This window comes from Streptomyces sp. NPDC005492 (genome assembly GCF_040605995.1).
Lineage (GTDB): Bacteria > Actinomycetota > Actinomycetes > Streptomycetales > Streptomycetaceae > Streptomyces.
This window is the reverse complement of the sequence record NZ_JBEXDX010000012.1, coordinates 54,419-69,810: the sequence shown is the minus strand read 5'-3', so window position 1 is coordinate 69,810 and position 15,392 is coordinate 54,419. Positions and strand designations below refer to the sequence as shown.

General features: G+C 69.5%; 17 protein-coding genes. 13 read left to right on the top strand and 4 right to left on the bottom strand.

Annotated features, from left to right (window positions below; translation table 11 throughout):
- Positions 1-23 precede the first annotated feature (23 nt).
- Positions 24-875 carry a hypothetical protein gene (locus ABZT04_RS18595; protein WP_356057687.1) on the bottom strand — a complete coding sequence of 284 codons (852 nt, stop codon included), beginning with the start codon at positions 873-875 and terminating at the stop codon, positions 24-26.
- Between the two features lie 252 nt (positions 876-1,127).
- Between ABZT04_RS18595 and argH the strand changes: the two genes are divergently transcribed.
- From argH to ABZT04_RS18570, 5 genes are all read left to right on the top strand, one after another.
- Positions 1,128-2,555, top strand: coding sequence for an argininosuccinate lyase (gene argH / locus ABZT04_RS18590; RefSeq protein WP_356057685.1), 1,428 nt, complete (start codon positions 1,128-1,130; stop codon positions 2,553-2,555).
- A gap of 38 nt (positions 2,556-2,593) precedes the next feature.
- Complete coding sequence (locus ABZT04_RS18585; RefSeq protein WP_356057684.1) at positions 2,594-3,568, top strand: pyridoxal-phosphate dependent enzyme; 975 nt, start codon at positions 2,594-2,596, stop codon at positions 3,566-3,568.
- Between the two features lie 78 nt (positions 3,569-3,646).
- Positions 3,647-4,618 carry an aldo/keto reductase gene (locus ABZT04_RS18580; protein WP_356057681.1) on the top strand — a complete coding sequence of 324 codons (972 nt, stop codon included), beginning with the start codon at positions 3,647-3,649 and terminating at the stop codon, positions 4,616-4,618.
- Between the two features lie 83 nt (positions 4,619-4,701).
- On the top strand, positions 4,702-5,268 hold the full coding sequence (locus ABZT04_RS18575; RefSeq protein ID WP_356057678.1) for a helix-turn-helix domain-containing protein: 567 nt from the start codon (positions 4,702-4,704) through the stop codon (positions 5,266-5,268).
- The gene (locus ABZT04_RS18570) at positions 5,265-6,794 is read left to right on the top strand and encodes an MFS transporter (protein ID WP_356057676.1); all 1,530 of its coding nucleotides are present in this window, start codon (positions 5,265-5,267) and stop codon (positions 6,792-6,794) included. Before ABZT04_RS18575 ends, ABZT04_RS18570 begins: the two co-directional genes overlap by 4 nt.
- On the opposite strand, the gene ABZT04_RS18565 is transcribed toward ABZT04_RS18570, so the two are convergent.
- Complete coding sequence (locus ABZT04_RS18565) at positions 6,791-7,480, bottom strand: lysophospholipid acyltransferase family protein (protein ID WP_356057675.1); 690 nt, start codon at positions 7,478-7,480, stop codon at positions 6,791-6,793. The two genes, ABZT04_RS18570 and ABZT04_RS18565, sit on opposite strands and share 4 nt — an antisense overlap.
- A gap of 302 nt (positions 7,481-7,782) precedes the next feature.
- Between ABZT04_RS18565 and ABZT04_RS18560 the strand changes: the two genes are divergently transcribed.
- The 3 genes from ABZT04_RS18560 to ABZT04_RS18550 all read left to right on the top strand — a co-directional run bounded on the left by ABZT04_RS18560 (position 7,783) and on the right by ABZT04_RS18550 (position 10,091).
- Positions 7,783-8,967: a glycerophosphodiester phosphodiesterase gene (locus ABZT04_RS18560; RefSeq protein WP_356057673.1), complete on the top strand. Its 1,185-nt coding sequence runs from the start codon at positions 7,783-7,785 to the stop codon at positions 8,965-8,967.
- 73 nt (positions 8,968-9,040) lie between these two features.
- Positions 9,041-9,547, top strand: coding sequence for a sigma-70 family RNA polymerase sigma factor (locus tag ABZT04_RS18555; RefSeq protein ID WP_356057672.1), 507 nt, complete (start codon positions 9,041-9,043; stop codon positions 9,545-9,547).
- Positions 9,548-9,593: 46 nt separating this feature from the next.
- The gene (locus tag ABZT04_RS18550) at positions 9,594-10,091 is read left to right on the top strand and encodes a GNAT family N-acetyltransferase (RefSeq protein WP_356057671.1); all 498 of its coding nucleotides are present in this window, start codon (positions 9,594-9,596) and stop codon (positions 10,089-10,091) included.
- Here ABZT04_RS18550 and ABZT04_RS18545 read toward each other — a convergent pair.
- Both ABZT04_RS18545 and ABZT04_RS18540 read right to left on the bottom strand, forming a co-directional pair.
- Complete coding sequence (locus ABZT04_RS18545; protein WP_355919189.1) at positions 10,081-10,515, bottom strand: hypothetical protein; 435 nt, start codon at positions 10,513-10,515, stop codon at positions 10,081-10,083. The two genes, ABZT04_RS18550 and ABZT04_RS18545, sit on opposite strands and share 11 nt — an antisense overlap.
- A 1-nt stretch (position 10,516) precedes the next feature.
- On the bottom strand, positions 10,517-10,876 hold the full coding sequence (locus ABZT04_RS18540; RefSeq protein ID WP_355919186.1) for a hypothetical protein: 360 nt from the start codon (positions 10,874-10,876) through the stop codon (positions 10,517-10,519).
- Positions 10,877-10,926: 50 nt separating this feature from the next.
- On the opposite strand from ABZT04_RS18540, the gene ABZT04_RS18535 reads away from it, so the two are divergent.
- The 5 genes from ABZT04_RS18535 (at position 10,927) to ABZT04_RS18515 (ending at position 15,325) form a co-directional block, all read left to right on the top strand.
- Positions 10,927-11,577, top strand: coding sequence for an HAD family hydrolase (locus ABZT04_RS18535; protein WP_356057669.1), 651 nt, complete (start codon positions 10,927-10,929; stop codon positions 11,575-11,577).
- 313 nt (positions 11,578-11,890) lie between these two features.
- Complete coding sequence (locus ABZT04_RS18530; protein ID WP_356057667.1) at positions 11,891-12,925, top strand: ATP-binding cassette domain-containing protein; 1,035 nt, start codon at positions 11,891-11,893, stop codon at positions 12,923-12,925.
- A complete protein-coding gene (locus ABZT04_RS18525; RefSeq protein ID WP_356057665.1) occupies positions 12,922-13,626 on the top strand; it encodes a methionine ABC transporter permease in 705 nt (234 codons plus the stop codon). The genes ABZT04_RS18530 and ABZT04_RS18525 overlap by 4 nt, the downstream gene beginning before the upstream one ends.
- 82 nt (positions 13,627-13,708) lie before the next feature.
- Complete coding sequence (locus ABZT04_RS18520) at positions 13,709-14,542, top strand: MetQ/NlpA family ABC transporter substrate-binding protein (protein ID WP_356057664.1); 834 nt, start codon at positions 13,709-13,711, stop codon at positions 14,540-14,542.
- A gap of 144 nt (positions 14,543-14,686) precedes the next feature.
- Positions 14,687-15,325, top strand: coding sequence for a GNAT family N-acetyltransferase (locus ABZT04_RS18515; protein ID WP_356057663.1), 639 nt, complete (start codon positions 14,687-14,689; stop codon positions 15,323-15,325).
- Positions 15,326-15,392 lie beyond the last annotated feature (67 nt).

Genomic DNA, 15,392 nt, shown 5'->3' with positions numbered 1-15,392 from the left:
GGCGGCCACGGCTGCCTGTCACGTCACTGGGTGAGCGTGCAGGCGGCCAGGGAGTCCAGACCGGTCGGCTTGGTGCCCTGACGCCCGATGGAGATGGCGATGCGGTCGATGGTGGAGACGCGCTTGTCCTTCAGCGGGCCGAGAATCGCGTTCTGGACGAAGTTGGGTCCGCCCTGTCCGACGGTGTCGACGAGTCGCTTGTTGGCCTCGGCGATCTGGGTGTCGAGGAGGGCGAGGTTGCGGTCGACCTCGGCCTGCGCGGACGCCGGGACGGCGGGGAGCTGCGACTTCACGTCCGGGCAGGTGATGGTGCCGACCGCACTCGAAGCGGTGGCGGTGTCGTCCGTCCCCCCGGCCGCCTGGGTGGCGGCCGCCGTGGCGCTCGGGGTCGCGGTGTCCGTCGCACCGGTCGAACCGCTCGTGCCGGCCGCGTTGAGGGTGCACTCGGCGAGCGCGTCGAGGCCCGTCGGCTTGGTGCCCTGGCGGCCGATGGAGATGGCGATGCGGTCGATGGTGGAGACGCGCTTGTCCTTCAGCGGGCCGAGGATGGCGTTCTGGACGAAGTTGGGTCCGCCCTGTCCGACGGTGTCGACGAGTCGCTTGTTGGCCTCGGCGATCTGGGTGTCGAGGAGGGCGAGGTTCCGGTCCACCTCGGCCTGCGCGGACGCCGGGATCGCGGGGAGCTGCGACTTCACGTCCGGGCAGGTGATCGTCCCGGGGTCGGACAGCGTCCGGGCGCTCTGCGTGGTGCTGCTCTTGTCGGGCGTACCGGCAAGAGCGGAACCGGCGATGACCGCGCCGGACAACACCACGGCGGCGGCACCGCCGATGAACACGACGCGACGCTTGTTGTACTTGGGGAGAGCCCTGGACATGCGAATGCCTCACTCGGGTCAGGGGTGAACGGGGAGTGACTCGTGGGGGAAACGCGGCGCCTGCGTTCGGCGAGAGGTACGGGAAAGCGGTTGCTGGTGTTCAAGGGCCGCTAAAATTGACGAATCATGCGAGGGTCTGCATAATCATGCATGCGCACGATGCAGGGATACTGCGGATACCGCGGGGACGTGATGCGGGAACACTGCAAGCGTGACGACCGACCCATCCACAGCCTTTGAGGAGCAGCGCAAGTGAGCAGCAACAGCGGTGACGTACGGCTCTGGGGCGGTCGTTTCGCCGACGGTCCCGCCGAGGCCCTGGCGAAGCTGTCCGCGTCCGTCCACTTCGACTGGCGGCTCGCGCCCTACGACATCGCCGGTTCGCGAGCCCACGCGCGCGTGCTGCACAAGGCGCACCTCCTCACGGACGACGAGCTGACCCGGATGCTCGCGGGCCTCGACCAGCTCGAAGCGAACGTCGCCGACGGCACTCTGGTCGGCACGATCGCCGACGAGGACGTCCATACGGCCCTGGAACGCGGCCTGTTGGAGATCCTCGGCCCCGACCTCGGCGGCAAACTGCGCGCGGGCCGCTCCCGCAACGACCAGGTCGCCACCCTCTTCCGCATGTACCTGCGCGACCACGCCCGTACGATCGGCGGCCTGATCGCCGACCTCCAGGACGCGCTGATCGGCCTCGCGGAGGCCCACCCCGACGTGGCGATGCCCGGCCGCACCCACCTCCAGCACGCCCAGCCGGTCCTCTTCGCCCACCACGTCCTGGCCCACGTCCAGCCCCTGTCCAGGGACGCGGAACGCCTGCGCCAGTGGGACGAGCGCACAGCCGTCTCCCCGTACGGCTCCGGCGCCCTGGCGGGCTCGTCCCTCGGCCTGGACCCGGAGTCGGTGGCGAAGGACCTCGGCTTCGAGCACGGCTCGGTCGCCAACTCGATCGACGGCACGGCCTCGCGTGACTTCGTCGCCGAGTTCGCCTTCATCACCGCGATGATCGGTGTGAACCTCTCCCGGATCGCCGAGGAGGTCATCATCTGGAACACGAAGGAGTTCTCCTTCGTGACCCTGCACGACGCGTTCTCCACGGGCTCGTCGATCATGCCGCAGAAGAAGAACCCGGACATCGCGGAGCTGGCGCGCGGCAAGTCGGGCCGCCTGATCGGCAACCTGACCGGCCTGATGGCCACGCTCAAGGCGCTCCCCCTCGCCTACAACCGCGACCTCCAGGAGGACAAGGAGCCGGTCTTCGACTCCATCGACCAACTGGAGGTCCTGCTCCCGGCGTTCACCGGCATGATGGCCACCCTGACCATCCACCGCGAGCGCATGGAGGAACTGGCCCCGGCCGGCTTCTCCCTCGCCACCGACATCGCCGAGTGGCTGGTCAAGCAGGGTGTCCCGTTCCGGGTCGCGCACGAGGTCGCTGGCGAGTGCGTCAAGGTCGCGGAGTCCGAGGGTGTCGAACTCGACGGCCTCACCGACGAACAGTTCGCGAAGATCTCCGCCCACCTCACCCCCGAGGTCCGCACGGTCCTCAACGTCCCGGGCGCCCTGGCATCCCGCAACGGCCGCGGCGGCACGGCCCCGAGCGCGGTGGCCATCCAACTGGCCGAGGTGAAGCAGGACCTGGCGGTCCAGCACGCTTGGGCCACGGCGAAGAGCTGAGGGTTTTTCCGAGGGCGGGGGGCTGGGGCCTGATGCTGATGGGGCACACACGTCTCGACACCGCTGGGATCCGGGCCGCCCGCCAGGTGATCGACCCGGTCTTTCTCGGCACTCCGCTGTACCGGTGCGAGGCACTGGAACCCGCCCTCGGATGTGCGGTGAGCGTCAAGCTCGAAACGGCGAACCCGGTCCGCAGCTTCAAGGGCCGGGGCACCGAGGTGATCGCGAGCCTGCTCGCAGACAACGGCTCGCGCGCGGCGGTGTGCGCGAGCGCGGGCAACCTCGGCCAGGCCCTCGCGTGGTCCGGTCGCGGCCGGGGTCTCGACATCACCGTCGTGGCCTCCCGCTTCGCGACCCGGACCAAACTCGATCGCATCCGCGCACTGGGCGCCCGGTTGGAACTGGTCGACGGCGACCACGAGTTGGCGCGCGAGCGGGCGGCGGCCGTCGCACGCCACGACGGCATCCGGCTGGTCGAGGACAGCCTGGACATCGAGACCTGCGAGGGCGCGGCGACCATCGGTCTGGAACTGGTGGACACCGCGCCGCAGTTCGACACCGTGCTGATCGCTCTCGGCGGCGGCGCGCTGGCCACCGGCGTGGGCCATGTGCTGAAGGAACTCGCGCCCGACGTTGAGGTGATCTGCGTCCAGCCGCTGGGCGCACCGGCGTTGACCCTCTCGTGGCGCGCCCGACGGGTCGTCACCACCGACTTGACCGACACCATCGCCGACGGAGTCGCCGGCCGGTATCCCGTCCCGGCCGTCCTGGACGACCTCCTCCTTGTCGCCGACGACGCCGTCCTCGTCCAGGAGGCGTCGATCATCGCCGGTATGCGGCTGCTCCTCGACCACGCCGGCCTCGTCGTCGAACCCTCGGCCGCGCTCGGAATCGCCGCGATCCTCGAAGACCGCGACCGTTTCGCCGGCCGGCATGTCGTCACCATCGTGTGCGGCGGCAACGTGGACATGGACGCCTACCGCCGCTGGACGGCTCCCGCACCCGGCCCCTGACGTCAAGGTCATCGCGGGTTACGTTGGTCGAAGCCCAACCGGAACCGCCCCACCGGAGCCGACCGAACGGAGCCCGCGATGCCCTTCGCCCGACTGGCCGCAGCGACCACCCCCACCAGCCACCTCGGACTGGGCCTCGCCGCCGTCGGCCGCCCCGGCTACATCAACCTCGGCCGCGACCAGGACCTCGGCGAGGACCGCAGCCCCGAATCCCTGCGCGCCCGCACCCACGAACTCCTCGACGCCGCCTACGCGCAGGGCGTCCGCTACTTCGACGCGGCCCGCTCCTACGGCCGCTCCGAGGAGTTCCTCGCCGACTGGCTGACCGCCCGCCCCGGCCTCGACGACATCGTGGTCGGCAGCAAATGGGGCTACACCTACACCGCCGACTGGTCCACCGACGCCGAGAAGCACGAGGTCAAGGACCACAGCGTCCAGACCTACGAGCGCCAGCGCGCCGAGACCGCCGCCCTGCTCGGCGACCGCCTCGACCTCTACCAGATCCACTCGGTGACCCCCGACAGCCCGGCCCTCACCGACAAGGAACTCCACGCGAGGCTGGCCGAGGCCGCCGCCGGGGGAGTCACCATCGGCTTCTCGACCAGCGGACCGGCCCAGGCCGACGCCATCCGCGCCGCGCTCGCCGTGACGGTCGACGGCGAGCCCCTCTTCCGGACCGTCCAGTCGACGTACAACGCCCTGGAGACCTCGGCGGGCCCCGCCCTCGCCGAGGCCCACGACGCCGGGCTCACCGTGATCGTCAAGGAGGGCATGGCCAACGGACGGCTGGCTCAGCCGTACGCGCCGGACGCCCTGAAGGCCGTAGCCGAAGAGACGTCCCTCGGCACCGACGCGGTCGCGCTGGCCCTGATCCTGCGTGAGCCATGGGCCGGTGTGGTCCTGTCCGGCGCGGCGACCGTGGGGCAGCTCGCCTCCAATCTGCACGCGGCGGTCGTGGACCTGAACGACGACCAGCTCGCCCGTCTCGACGCGCTGGCCGAGGACCCGCACACGTACTGGGAGCGGCGCGGACAACTGCCCTGGCACTGACGGGACACCTGATGCACCCCGAGCCATGAGTCACACATGCCCATGATGAGACATGACTGTCTCATCTGGGTTATGGTTGTCTCATGGCCGTCGACCGTGACCACGTACTGCGCAGTGCAGCCGCCCTGCTCACCCGGAAATCCACGTCCACCATGGACGAGGTCGCCAGGGCGGCCGGAATCAGCCGGGCCACCCTGCACCGCCAGTTCGCCGGGCGCGACGCGCTGGTCCGCGCGCTGGAGGCGCTCGGTATCGCCGAGTGCGAGGCGGCCCTGGACACGGCCCGCCTGGCCGAGGGGCCCGCGAGCGACGCCGTACGGCGGCTGGTGCGCGCGCTGGAGCCGGCGGCCGGCCTGCTCGCGTTCCTCTACACCGAGAACCAGCTCTTCGAGGGCGAGGGACAGAACGAGGGCTGGACCCGCATCGACGACCGGATCGCCGCGCTCTTCCGGCGCGGCCAGTCGAGCGGCGAGTTCCGCATCGACCTCACCCCGGCCTGGCTCACCGAGGCCCTCTACGGCCTGATGGCCTCCGGCGCCTGGGCCGTCCAGGAGGGCCGGGTCGCCGCCAACGACTTCACGCACATGATCGTCGAGCTGCTGCTCGGCGGAGCACTCAGAAGAGATGAAACACGGAGAGAGGAATCATGACCAGCACCCTGCGGCCGGCTGTCGCGACGGAGACGGAGAAGCGCCCGGGCCGTTGGCTCGCGCTCTCCGTCCTCGTGCTCGCCGTGCTGCTGGTGGCCGTGGACGCGACCGTCCTGGGCCTCGCGACCCCTTACATCAGCGAGGACTTGAAGCCCTCGGGCACCCAACTCCTGTGGATCGGCGACGTCTACTCCTTCGTCATCGCCGGTCTGCTGGTGTCGATGGGCAGCCTCGGCGACCGAATAGGCCGCAAGCGCATCCTGCTCGTCGGCGCCACCACCTTCGGCGCGATCTCGGTTCTCAACGCCTATGCCACGACACCGGAGTTGATGATCCTGGCCCGGGCGTTGCTCGGCGTCGCGGGCGCGACCCTGATGCCCGCCACCCTCGCCCTGATCCGCAACCTCTTCCACGACCCGCGCGAACGCAGCCTGGCCGTCGGCATCTGGGGCGCAACCGCCTCCGCCGGTACGGCAGTCGGTCCCGTCGCGGGCGGCTTCCTGCTCGAACACTTCTGGTGGGGCTCGGTGTTCCTCATCAACCTGCCCGTCATGGCGGTCCTCGTCCTGGTCGGCATCAAGACGCTCCCCGAGTCGAAGAACCCGAACCCCGGGCCCTGGGATCTGCTCAGCGTCACCCTGTCCCTGGTCGGCATGATCGCCACGGTGTACGCGGTCAAGGAGGCGGCGACCCACGGCTTCACCGCTACGACGGCCGCCGCCGGCCTGCTCGGCGTGGCCGCGCTGTACGGCTTCGTGCGGCGCCAACTCACCATGCCCGTACCGCTGTTGGACATGCGTCTGTTCCGCAACCGGGGCTTCAGCGGCGCGGTCCTCGCCGACCTGCTGACCATCCTCGGACTGTCCGGGCTGGTCTTCTTCCTCTCCCAGTACCTGCAACTCGTCCAGGGCCGCAGCCCGTTCGAGGCAGGCCTCGCCGAAATCCCCGCAGCCATGGGCGCGGTGGCGGCAGGCCTGGTCGCGGGCCGGGCGGCCCGCCGCTTCTCGGTCCGCGCGATCGTCGCCGGCGGTCTCGCGGCGGTGGGCCTGGCCCTCGCCGTCCTGACCACCGTGGACCGGTCGACCGGCTACCCGCTCCTCGGCGCCGCGCTGCTGGTGGTCGGCGTCGGCGCCGGCTTCTCCTTCACCGTGACCGCCGACGTCATCCTCTCCTCCGTACCGAAGGAACAGGCGGGCGCGGCCTCGGCGGTCTCGGAGACGGCGTACGAACTCGGCGCGGCCCTCGGCATCGCCGTACTCGGCTCGATCGTGACGGGCGTGTACCGGGACTTCACGGCCCCGACGGGCACCCCGAGCGGGGCGCACGAGTCACTGGGCGGCGCGGTGGAGGCGGCGGCCGGGATGCCGAGGGAGGCGGCTCAGCAGATGTTGGCGTCGGCCCGCGAGGCCTTCGTGGACGGCCTGTCCATCGCGGTGGGCGCGGGCGCGATCGTCCTGCTGGCCACGGCAGTCGCGGCGTGGTTCATGCTGCGGGACCAACGGTTGGACAGCACACCCCAGGGTTAGGCGGCTTTCGCCTTGGTGGCGTACATGTCCACGTACTCCTGCCCCGACAACCGCATGACCTCGGTCATCACGGAGTCGGTCACGGCCCGCAGCACATAGCGGTCCCGGTCCATCCCCTCGTACCGGGAGAACTCCATCGCCTCACCGAACCGCACGGTGACCCGCCCGGGACGGGGGATCCCCGCACCGCCCGGCTGCAACTTGTCCGTGCCGATCATCGCGAAGGGAACAACCGGCGCGCCCGTCATCATCGTGAGGCGGGCGATGCCGGTGCGGCCCCGGTACAGCCGGCCGTCGGGGGACCGCGTGCCCTCGGGGTAGATGCCGAAGACCTTGCCCTCCTCCAGCACGCGGCGTCCGGTCATCAGTGCGGCGACGCCGCCGTTCGCGCCGTCCCGGTCCACCGGGATCATGCCGACGCCGGTGAAGAACCACGCCATGAGGCGGCCCTTGAAGCCCTTGCCGGTGACGTACTCGTCCTTGCCGATGAAGAACACCTGCCGGTCGCACACCAGCGGCAGGATCATCGAGTCGATGAACGTGAGATGGTTCCCGGCCAGGATCACCGGCCCGTCGCCCGGGATGTGCTCCACACCCTCCACCCGTGGGCGGAACATCAGGCGCATGATCGGTCCGAGCACTGCCTTGATGAGCGCGAAGCGGGACAACGGGCCCTCCGGTGTCAAGGGGTTCGATATAAGTCTGTGCAGGTGAGGACGATACTCGCGGCGCCCGGGGTATTGCACATCGGGTTCACCCAAGTCTTACGCGGTGTTGACGCCCGTTTACCTGCGGTGGCGCGCCGGAGCCGTCCCGTAACCGGGCCGCCATGTTGTGACACATCTCGCGTTCCTTGCTGATGGTGGGTCAAACCTCGCCTTGCGTACGACATCCAGCGTCGGCGCCGTGTTCCGGCCGAGGTCTCCCGTTGGTCATGTACGCGCACCTACGATCGGCGCGCAGCGACGGGGCGACGCCAGGAGGATTCATGGACACGCAGGGAACGCAGGGGCCGAACGAGCGAGTGAACGGCACCGGACGGCGGGCGCTGCTCGGCGCGGCCGTGCTCGGCGCGGGAGTGGCCGCACTGGGGCCGGCCGGCAGCGCGAGAGCCGCCGAGGCGACCGGGAAGGGCGGGCACGGCGGCGGGTTGAAGAGCCTGCCCGTGCCGACGATCATCGGCCACCGGGGAACCAGCGGCTACCGCCCCGAGCACACCTTCGGCTCGTACAACCTGGCCCTCGACCTGGGTGCCGACATCGTCGAGGCCGGTGACCTCGTCCCCACCAAGGACGGCCACCTGGTCTGCCGGCACGAGCCGGAGATCGGCGGTACCACCAACGTCGCCGACCACCCCGAGTTCGCCTCCCGCAAGACCACCAAGGTGCTCGACGGCGTCTCCACCACCGGCTGGTTCACCGAGGACTTCACGCTCGCCGAGCTGAAGACCCTGCGCGCCATCGAGCGCATCCCGGCCAACCGCCCGCACAACACGCTCTACAACGGCCGCTGGGAGATCCCCACCTTCGAAGAGGTCCTCAAGTGGCAGGACGAGCAGACCCGTAAGCGCGGCAAGCAGGTCTGGATCTACCCCGAGATGAAGCACCCCACCTACTTCCGCAAGCGCGGCTTCGAGATGGACAAGCTCCTCGCGAAGGCCCTGCGCAAGCACGGCAAGGACCGCAGGAACTCGCCGGTCCTCATCCAGTGCTTTGAGCCGACCGGCATCCAGAAGATCAGCAAGCTGGTCGACAACAACCTCGCGGTGCTGCTGTCCGGCACGGGCACCCAGCCCTTCGACTTCATCGACCTGGGCGACCCGCGCAAGGTCGACGACCTGATCACCCCCAAGGGCCTCGCCGAGATCGCGACGTACGCGCAGGGCATCGGCCCGACCCTCGACCTGATCATCACGAAGAACGCCGACGGCAGCCTGAACAAGGAGACCACCCTGGTCGCCGACGCGCACAAGGCGGGCCTGATCCTGCACCCCTACACCATGCGCAACGAGAACCCCTTCCTGCCGCTGGAGTACCGCAAGGGCACGGCCGTGGACGCCTACGGCGACGCGTTCGGTGCCTTCCAGCGGTACTTCGCCACCGGCATCGACGGTGTCTTCACCGACAACGCCGACACCGGTCTGCTCGCCCGCGCGGACTTCGTCAACGGCTGAGCCCCGCGCCCCGTTGGAGTGACAGACGGCCGCCCCGGCAACCTTGTGCCGGGGCGGCCGCGTCGTGCCGCATATGACACATCAACTCGTCGCCACCTTGCGCCCACTGCTCGCGGCCGAGGCCTCCGCCGAGGCATATGCCTCCGGAACCGAGCCGGGAGACCTCGAACAGGCCGTGTGGCTCCGCCTCCTGGAACGCCTCGACGCCTCCGGCCCACCGGTCGACCCCCAGCGCTGGCTGCGCCGCGCGGTCCGCTCCGAGGCCCGCCGCACCCGCCGCACGGCTCGCCTCGAGCAGTCGTACGGCGATGTTCCCGTCGAGGACGGCGACCGCGGCCCCGAACAGACCGCCCTCGCTGCGGCGAGGCATCGCGCGCTGCACGACGCGGTGCGCCGGCTGCCCGGCCGGTGCCCGCGACTGATGGAGGCGCTGCTGTCACCCAAGGACCTCACCTACCGTGAGATCGCGGGGGAGTTGGGTATCTCACAGGGCAGTCTCGGCCCGGAACGTTCCAGATGTCTGGGATGTCTTCGGCGATTGCTGACGCCGGAGGTTGCGGCCCTCGAAGCACGGGGATAGGAGTGAGAAACCAAAAAGCGATCAGGTGAGCGGGAGGCGTGCGCACATGGGCATGAGCGTGACCATCTCGGTGGCGACCGAGCAGGACGCAGAGCAGATCTTCAGGCTGCAGTACCTGTGCTTCCAGAGCGAGGCGGCGCTGTACGGCAACTACCGCATCGACCCGCTCGTCCAGAGTCTCGACTCCGTCCGTGCCGAGGTCGGCTCGGACTGCGTCTTCGTCGCGCGGCTCGGCGAGGAGGTGGTCGGCTCGGTCCGCGGCACGGTGACGGAGGACGGCGCCGCGGCCATCGGCAAACTCTGCGTCCACCCGCGCCTCCAGGGTCACGGCATCGGCGCCCGCCTCCTCCGCGCGGCCGAAGCCGCCCTTGCCGGGGAGCGCGGCGCCAAGAAGTTCCGCCTCCACACCGGCCACCGCAGCGAGGGCAACCTCCGCCTGTACCGGCGCGTCGGCTACGAGACCGTGGGCACCTCCCAGGGTGACGACGGCGTACCGATGATCGTCCTGGAGAAGCCGGTCGAGGCGTACGTAGCTACTGCGTGACGGTGTCGGCTCGGTTCTTCCGGAGCCAGTACAGCGCGGACAACGGCAGCAGCACGGGGATGAAGATGTACCCCGCGCCGTAGTACGACCAGACCGTCGCGTCCGGGAAGGCCGAGCTGTCGATCACGGTCAGCGTGCCCACGATCAGGACACCCGCGAGTTCGGCGGCGCAGCACGCCTGTGCCGCCCTGCGGGCCCGCTCCCCGCCGCGGATCAGGGAGTACGTGATGAAGCCGTACACCACACCCGCGACGGCCGACAGCGAGTAGGCGAGCGGGGCCCGGTCGAAGTCGGTGGCGATCTGGTAGACGGAGCGCGACACCGCGCCGACGACCATCACGCCGTAGAACCAGACGAGCAGCATGCCGGGCCCGCCGATGAGCCGCTTCGGCTTCTCTTCCACGGTGTCTTCCACGGCTGTCATCTCAGCTTCCCCAGATGTCGTAGAGCCGGACTTCGAGCACGGCGAGGACCACGGCGCCGGCCGCGACCGTCGCCGAACCCCAGCGGGTGCGCTCCGCCAGCGACATGAAACCGGCCGCAGGGACGGCCGCGAACGCGCCCAGGAGATACGCCACGAAGATCGCCGTGCCCTGCTCGGCCTTCTCGCCGCGCGCCAACTGCACGATGCCGATGACCAGTTGGACGGTGGCCAGCAGGGTGACCACGGCCATCCCGATGAAGTGCCAGTCCTTGGTCGACTGATCGCGGTAGGCCGCCCACCCGGTCCAGGCGGCGAGCAGCAGCGCGGCGACACCGGTCACCAGCGTCAGGGCATCAAGCATGCAGTGACCCTATTACGGGCCAAAAGGCAGGTGACCGTAGGGTCGGGAACATGAAGATCCACGCTGAGGCCCTCCTGTTCGACAACGACGGCACACTCGTCTCCTCCCTCGAATCCGTGCGCAGGTGCTGGACCCGGTGGGCGGCGGAGTTCGGGATCACCGCCGAGGACTTCGCGCGGGTCGAGCTGCACGGACGGACCGCCGTGGCGATAGCCGCCGACCTGCTGCCCGCCGACGTCGTCCCGGCGGCGGTCGCGCGGATCGAGGCGCTGGAGGTGGAGGACGTGCCCAACGGCGGCGCGACCCTGCTGCCCGGCACCAGGGACTTCCTCGACTCGCTGCCCGCCGACCGCTGGGCCGTCGTCACCTCCGCCACCCGCAGGCTGGCCGAGGCCCGGCTCGCCCACGCGGGCATCCTCCCCAAGACCCTCGTGGTCGCCGAGGACGTCACGCGCGGCAAGCCCGACCCCGAGCCCTACCTCCTCGCCGCCCGCCAACTGGGCGTCGACCCGGCCCGCTGTGTCGTCTTCGAGGACGCCCCGGCGGGCCTCCAGGCGGGCCGCGCGGCCGGAATGATCACCGTGGCATTGGCCACAACCCACCAGGCCCACGAGCTGGACGCCGACCTGGTCGTCGACAACCTCTCGGCCTTGTCCGCGCTGGTCAGCGACGGGGGAGTGGAGATCTCCGAGCGCCGCTGACGGCCGTCCGCCACTGTCCGGCATGCGGACAGCGGCCCGTTGTCAGGACCGTACGTCTGGTTTACTGATTCCATGACCACGACGAGCAGCCGCACCTTTGCGACCGAGGCGACCCTGACGCCCGGTGCTCGTTGTATGTGTCGAATGTGCGCCTTCTAGAGGGCCCCCGCACCACCCCCGCCTCGCGCCCCGAAGCGAGCCGTCGTGGCATGTCCCCGCGCCGAACGCCGTAGGTGACTCCTGCCCCGCGCACATTTTCCCTCCCGTACCAGGGCACACCCACGCCCGCGTACTCGACAGTCATGGAATCCCAGTGATCACCACATCGGGCCTGACCAAGGTCTACCGCTCGCGAGGCCGTGAGGTCACCGCCCTCGACGGCGTCGATCTCCACGTCCGCGAAGGCGAGGTGTACGGCGTCATCGGCCAGTCCGGCGCCGGCAAGTCCTCGCTCATCCGCTGCGTGAACCTGCTGGAGAAGCCCACCGCCGGCACGGTCACCGTCGCCGGACAGGACCTCACCGCCCTCGCCGGGCGCGGACCCCGGGCCGGACGCGAACTCCGGCAGGCGCGCAGCCGTATCGGCATGGTCTTCCAGCACTTCAACCTGCTCTCCTCGCGGACCGTGCAGGACAACGTCGAGTTGCGGCTCGAAATCCTCGGCACCTCGGGCAAGGAGCGCTCGCGCAAGGCACTCGAACTGCTCGACCTCGTCGGACTCGCCGACCAGGCCAAGGCCTACCCGGCGCAGCTCTCCGGCGGTCAGAAGCAGCGCGTCGGCATCGCCCGCGCCCTGGCCGGCGACCCCAAGGTGCTGCTCTCCGACGAGGCCACCAGCGCCCTCGACCCGGAGACCACCCGCTCGATCCTCCAACTGCTGCGCGACCTGAACCGGCAGTTGGGCCTCACCGTCCTGCTCATCACCCATGAGATGGACGTCGTGAAGTCGATCTGCGACTCGGCCGCCCTCATGGAGAACGGGCGCATCGTCGAGGCGGGCACCGTGAGCGAACTCCTCGCGACCCCGGGCTCCGAGCTGGCCTCCGCACTGTTCCCGGTCAGCGGCGAGGCGCACGGCGAGGACCGGACCGTCGTCGACGTCACCTTCCACGGCGAGGCCGCCACCCAGCCCGTCATCTCCCAGCTCTCGCGCACCTACAACATCGACATCTCGATCCTCGGCGCCGCCATCGACACCGTCGGCGGACTCCAGGTGGGCCGTATGCGCATCGAACTGCCCGGCCGCTACGAGGACAACGTCGTGCCGATCGGCTTCCTGCGCGAACAGGGCCTGCAGATCGACGTGTTGGGCCAGGAGCCCGTACTGCTGAAGGAAGGTGCCAAGTGAGCTGGTCCGAGATGCAGCCCCTGCTGTCCCAGGCGTGTTGGGACACGCTCTACATGGTCGGCTGGTCCACGGTCATCGCCGTCGTCGGCGGGCTCCCGCTCGGCGTCCTGCTCGTGCTGACCGACCGCGGCGGACTCCTCCAGAACGTCGCCGCCAACAAGGTCATCGGGCAGATCGTGAACATCGCCCGCTCGCTGCCGTTCATCATCCTCATGGTCGCGCTGATGAACTTCACCCGGACCATCACCGGCACGACCATCGGCCGCGAGGCCGCCATCGTGCCGCTCGCGATCGGGGCGATTCCCTTCTTCGCGCGCCTTGTCGAGACGGCTGTCCGCGAAGTGGACGGCGGGCTCGTCGAGGCCGCGCAGTCGATGGGCGGCAACACCTGGACCATCGTGCGCAAGGTCCTCGTACCGGAGTCCCTGCCTTCGCTGATCTCCAGCACCACCACCACGATCGTCGCGCTCATCGGCTACTCCGCGATGGCCGGCACGGTCGGCGCCGGCGGCCTCGGCGACATCGCCATCCGCTACGGCTACCAGCGCTTCGAGACCCAATTGATGTGGATCACCGTGGCGATCCTCGCGGTCGTCATCTCCCTCATCCAGTTCGCCGGCGACTACGCGGCCCGCTCGCTGCACCGGCGCGGCGGACGCTCCGGTCCCGCGCCGAGGCTCCGGCTGCTGAAGGCCGCGTAGGCACCCCGGTACCCCGTATCCCCACAGACTCCCCGCACCACCCACCGCGGGGCAGCAACACCCCTCAGGAAAGGCACTTTTCGTGCGCAACACCGCCAAGATCACCACCGCCGTCCTCGCCGCCGGAGCCCTCACCTTCGCGCTCTCGGCCTGCGGTTCGGACAAGGGCTCCTCCGCGTCCTCCGACTACAGCGGACCGCTGGTCGTCGCCGCGAGCCCCACCCCGCACGCCGAGATCCTCGACTACGTCAAGGACCACCTGGCGAAGAAGGCGGGACTCGACCTGGAGGTCAAGGAGTTCACCGACTACGTCACGCCGAACACGGCGACCGAGGACGGGTCCGTGGGCGCCAACTACTTCCAGAACCAGCCGTACCTGGACGACTTCAACAAGAAGAACGGCACCCACATCGTGCCCGTCGTCACGGTCCACCTGGAGCCGCTCGGCCTCTACTCCCACAAGGTCAAGAGCGCCGACGCCCTCAAGAGCGGCGCGACGATCGCCGTCCCGAACGACAGCGTGAACGAGGCCCGCGCCCTGAAGCTGCTCGCGGCCAACAAGCTGATCACCCTCAAGGCCGGTGTCGGCAACGAGGCGACCCCCGCCGACATCACCAAGAACCCCAAGAACCTCAAGTTCAAGGAGTTGGAGGCGGCCCAGACCCCGCGCTCCCTGGACGACGTCGACGCGGCCGTCATCAACGGCAACTACGCCATCTCCACGGGCCTGAAGCCCGCCAAGGACGCCATCGTCCTGGAGTCCGCGACGAACAACCCCTACGGCAACTTCCTCGCCGTGAAGAAGGGCAACGAGAAGGACCCGCGCGTCAAGAAGCTCGCGAAGCTCCTCACCTCGCCCGAGGTCAAGAAGTTCATCGAGGACAAGTACGACGGCTCGGTCATCCCGTCCTTCTGAGTCGCCTTGTAGACAACTCGCCGCAACTCACCGGGTCCACCCACTCACCTTGGGTGGACCCCGTGGTGCGGTTGGGTGCTTTCATGCTGCATGCTGGGCAGTTCAGGGGGCCCTGAACATTTTCCAACGGTTACGGAGCGGCGCATGACTAGCACCTTCCCCAACATCTCCATCAGCACGGAGCGGTTGGTGCTGCGGCCCCTCGACGAGGACGACATCTCCGCCCTGACCGAGATGATGAACGACGAACAGGTCGGGGCCTGGACCGATGTCCCCCAGCCGTTCACCGAGGACCGGGCCCGCCGCTGGATCACCGAGTACGCGCCCACCGAACGGACTTCGGGCCGCGGCCTCGACCTCGCCGTCACCGAGTTCCTCACCCAGCGCCTGGTCGGCGTCGTCCAACTCGCCAAGACCAACTGGCACGTTCGCTCCACCGAGCTGTCGTACGTCATCGCGCCCTGGGCCCGCGGCGAGGGCTACGCCTCCGAAGCCGCCCTCGCCACCGCCCAATGGCTGTTCGGGGACCAGAAGTTGGAGCGCATCGAACTGCGCACCGCCGCCGACAACACCGCCTCCCAACAGGTGGCCCAGAAGATCGGCTGCATCAGCGAGGGCGTCCTGCGGGGCGCGTGCATAGCGCACGTCCGCGCCGACGACGGCACCTGGTCCGACGTCCGCACCGACTTCATCGTGTGGAGCCTCCTCCCGGAGGACCTGGAGGGCACGGCCGAACAGCTCGCCGACGCCGACGGTTTCACGTCACTCGCCGACTGGAACTGAAACCGGCGGGTACGACCCCGGGAGCACCGCCCGGTCGCACCAGGTACCCTCACGGTGCCCGCGTACG

Excerpts from the sequence above, each read along its gene's own strand:
- ABZT04_RS18595 (WP_356057687.1), bottom strand. The coding sequence starts at position 875 with ATGTCCAGGGCTCTCCCCAAGTACAACAAGCGTCGCGTCGTGTTCATC.
- ABZT04_RS18585 (WP_356057684.1), top strand. The coding sequence starts at position 2,594 with ATGGGGCACACACGTCTCGACACCGCTGGGATCCGGGCCGCCCGCCAG.
- ABZT04_RS18580 (WP_356057681.1), top strand. The coding sequence starts at position 3,647 with ATGCCCTTCGCCCGACTGGCCGCAGCGACCACCCCCACCAGCCACCTC.
- ABZT04_RS18575 (WP_356057678.1), top strand. The coding sequence starts at position 4,702 with ATGGCCGTCGACCGTGACCACGTACTGCGCAGTGCAGCCGCCCTGCTC.
- ABZT04_RS18570 (WP_356057676.1), top strand. The coding sequence starts at position 5,265 with ATGACCAGCACCCTGCGGCCGGCTGTCGCGACGGAGACGGAGAAGCGC.
- ABZT04_RS18560 (WP_356057673.1), top strand. The coding sequence starts at position 7,783 with ATGGACACGCAGGGAACGCAGGGGCCGAACGAGCGAGTGAACGGCACC.
- ABZT04_RS18555 (WP_356057672.1), top strand. The coding sequence starts at position 9,041 with ATGACACATCAACTCGTCGCCACCTTGCGCCCACTGCTCGCGGCCGAG.
- ABZT04_RS18550 (WP_356057671.1), top strand. The coding sequence starts at position 9,594 with ATGGGCATGAGCGTGACCATCTCGGTGGCGACCGAGCAGGACGCAGAG.
- ABZT04_RS18545 (WP_355919189.1), bottom strand. The coding sequence starts at position 10,515 with ATGACAGCCGTGGAAGACACCGTGGAAGAGAAGCCGAAGCGGCTCATC.
- ABZT04_RS18540 (WP_355919186.1), bottom strand. The coding sequence starts at position 10,876 with ATGCTTGATGCCCTGACGCTGGTGACCGGTGTCGCCGCGCTGCTGCTC.
- ABZT04_RS18535 (WP_356057669.1), top strand. The coding sequence starts at position 10,927 with ATGAAGATCCACGCTGAGGCCCTCCTGTTCGACAACGACGGCACACTC.
- ABZT04_RS18515 (WP_356057663.1), top strand. The coding sequence starts at position 14,687 with ATGACTAGCACCTTCCCCAACATCTCCATCAGCACGGAGCGGTTGGTG.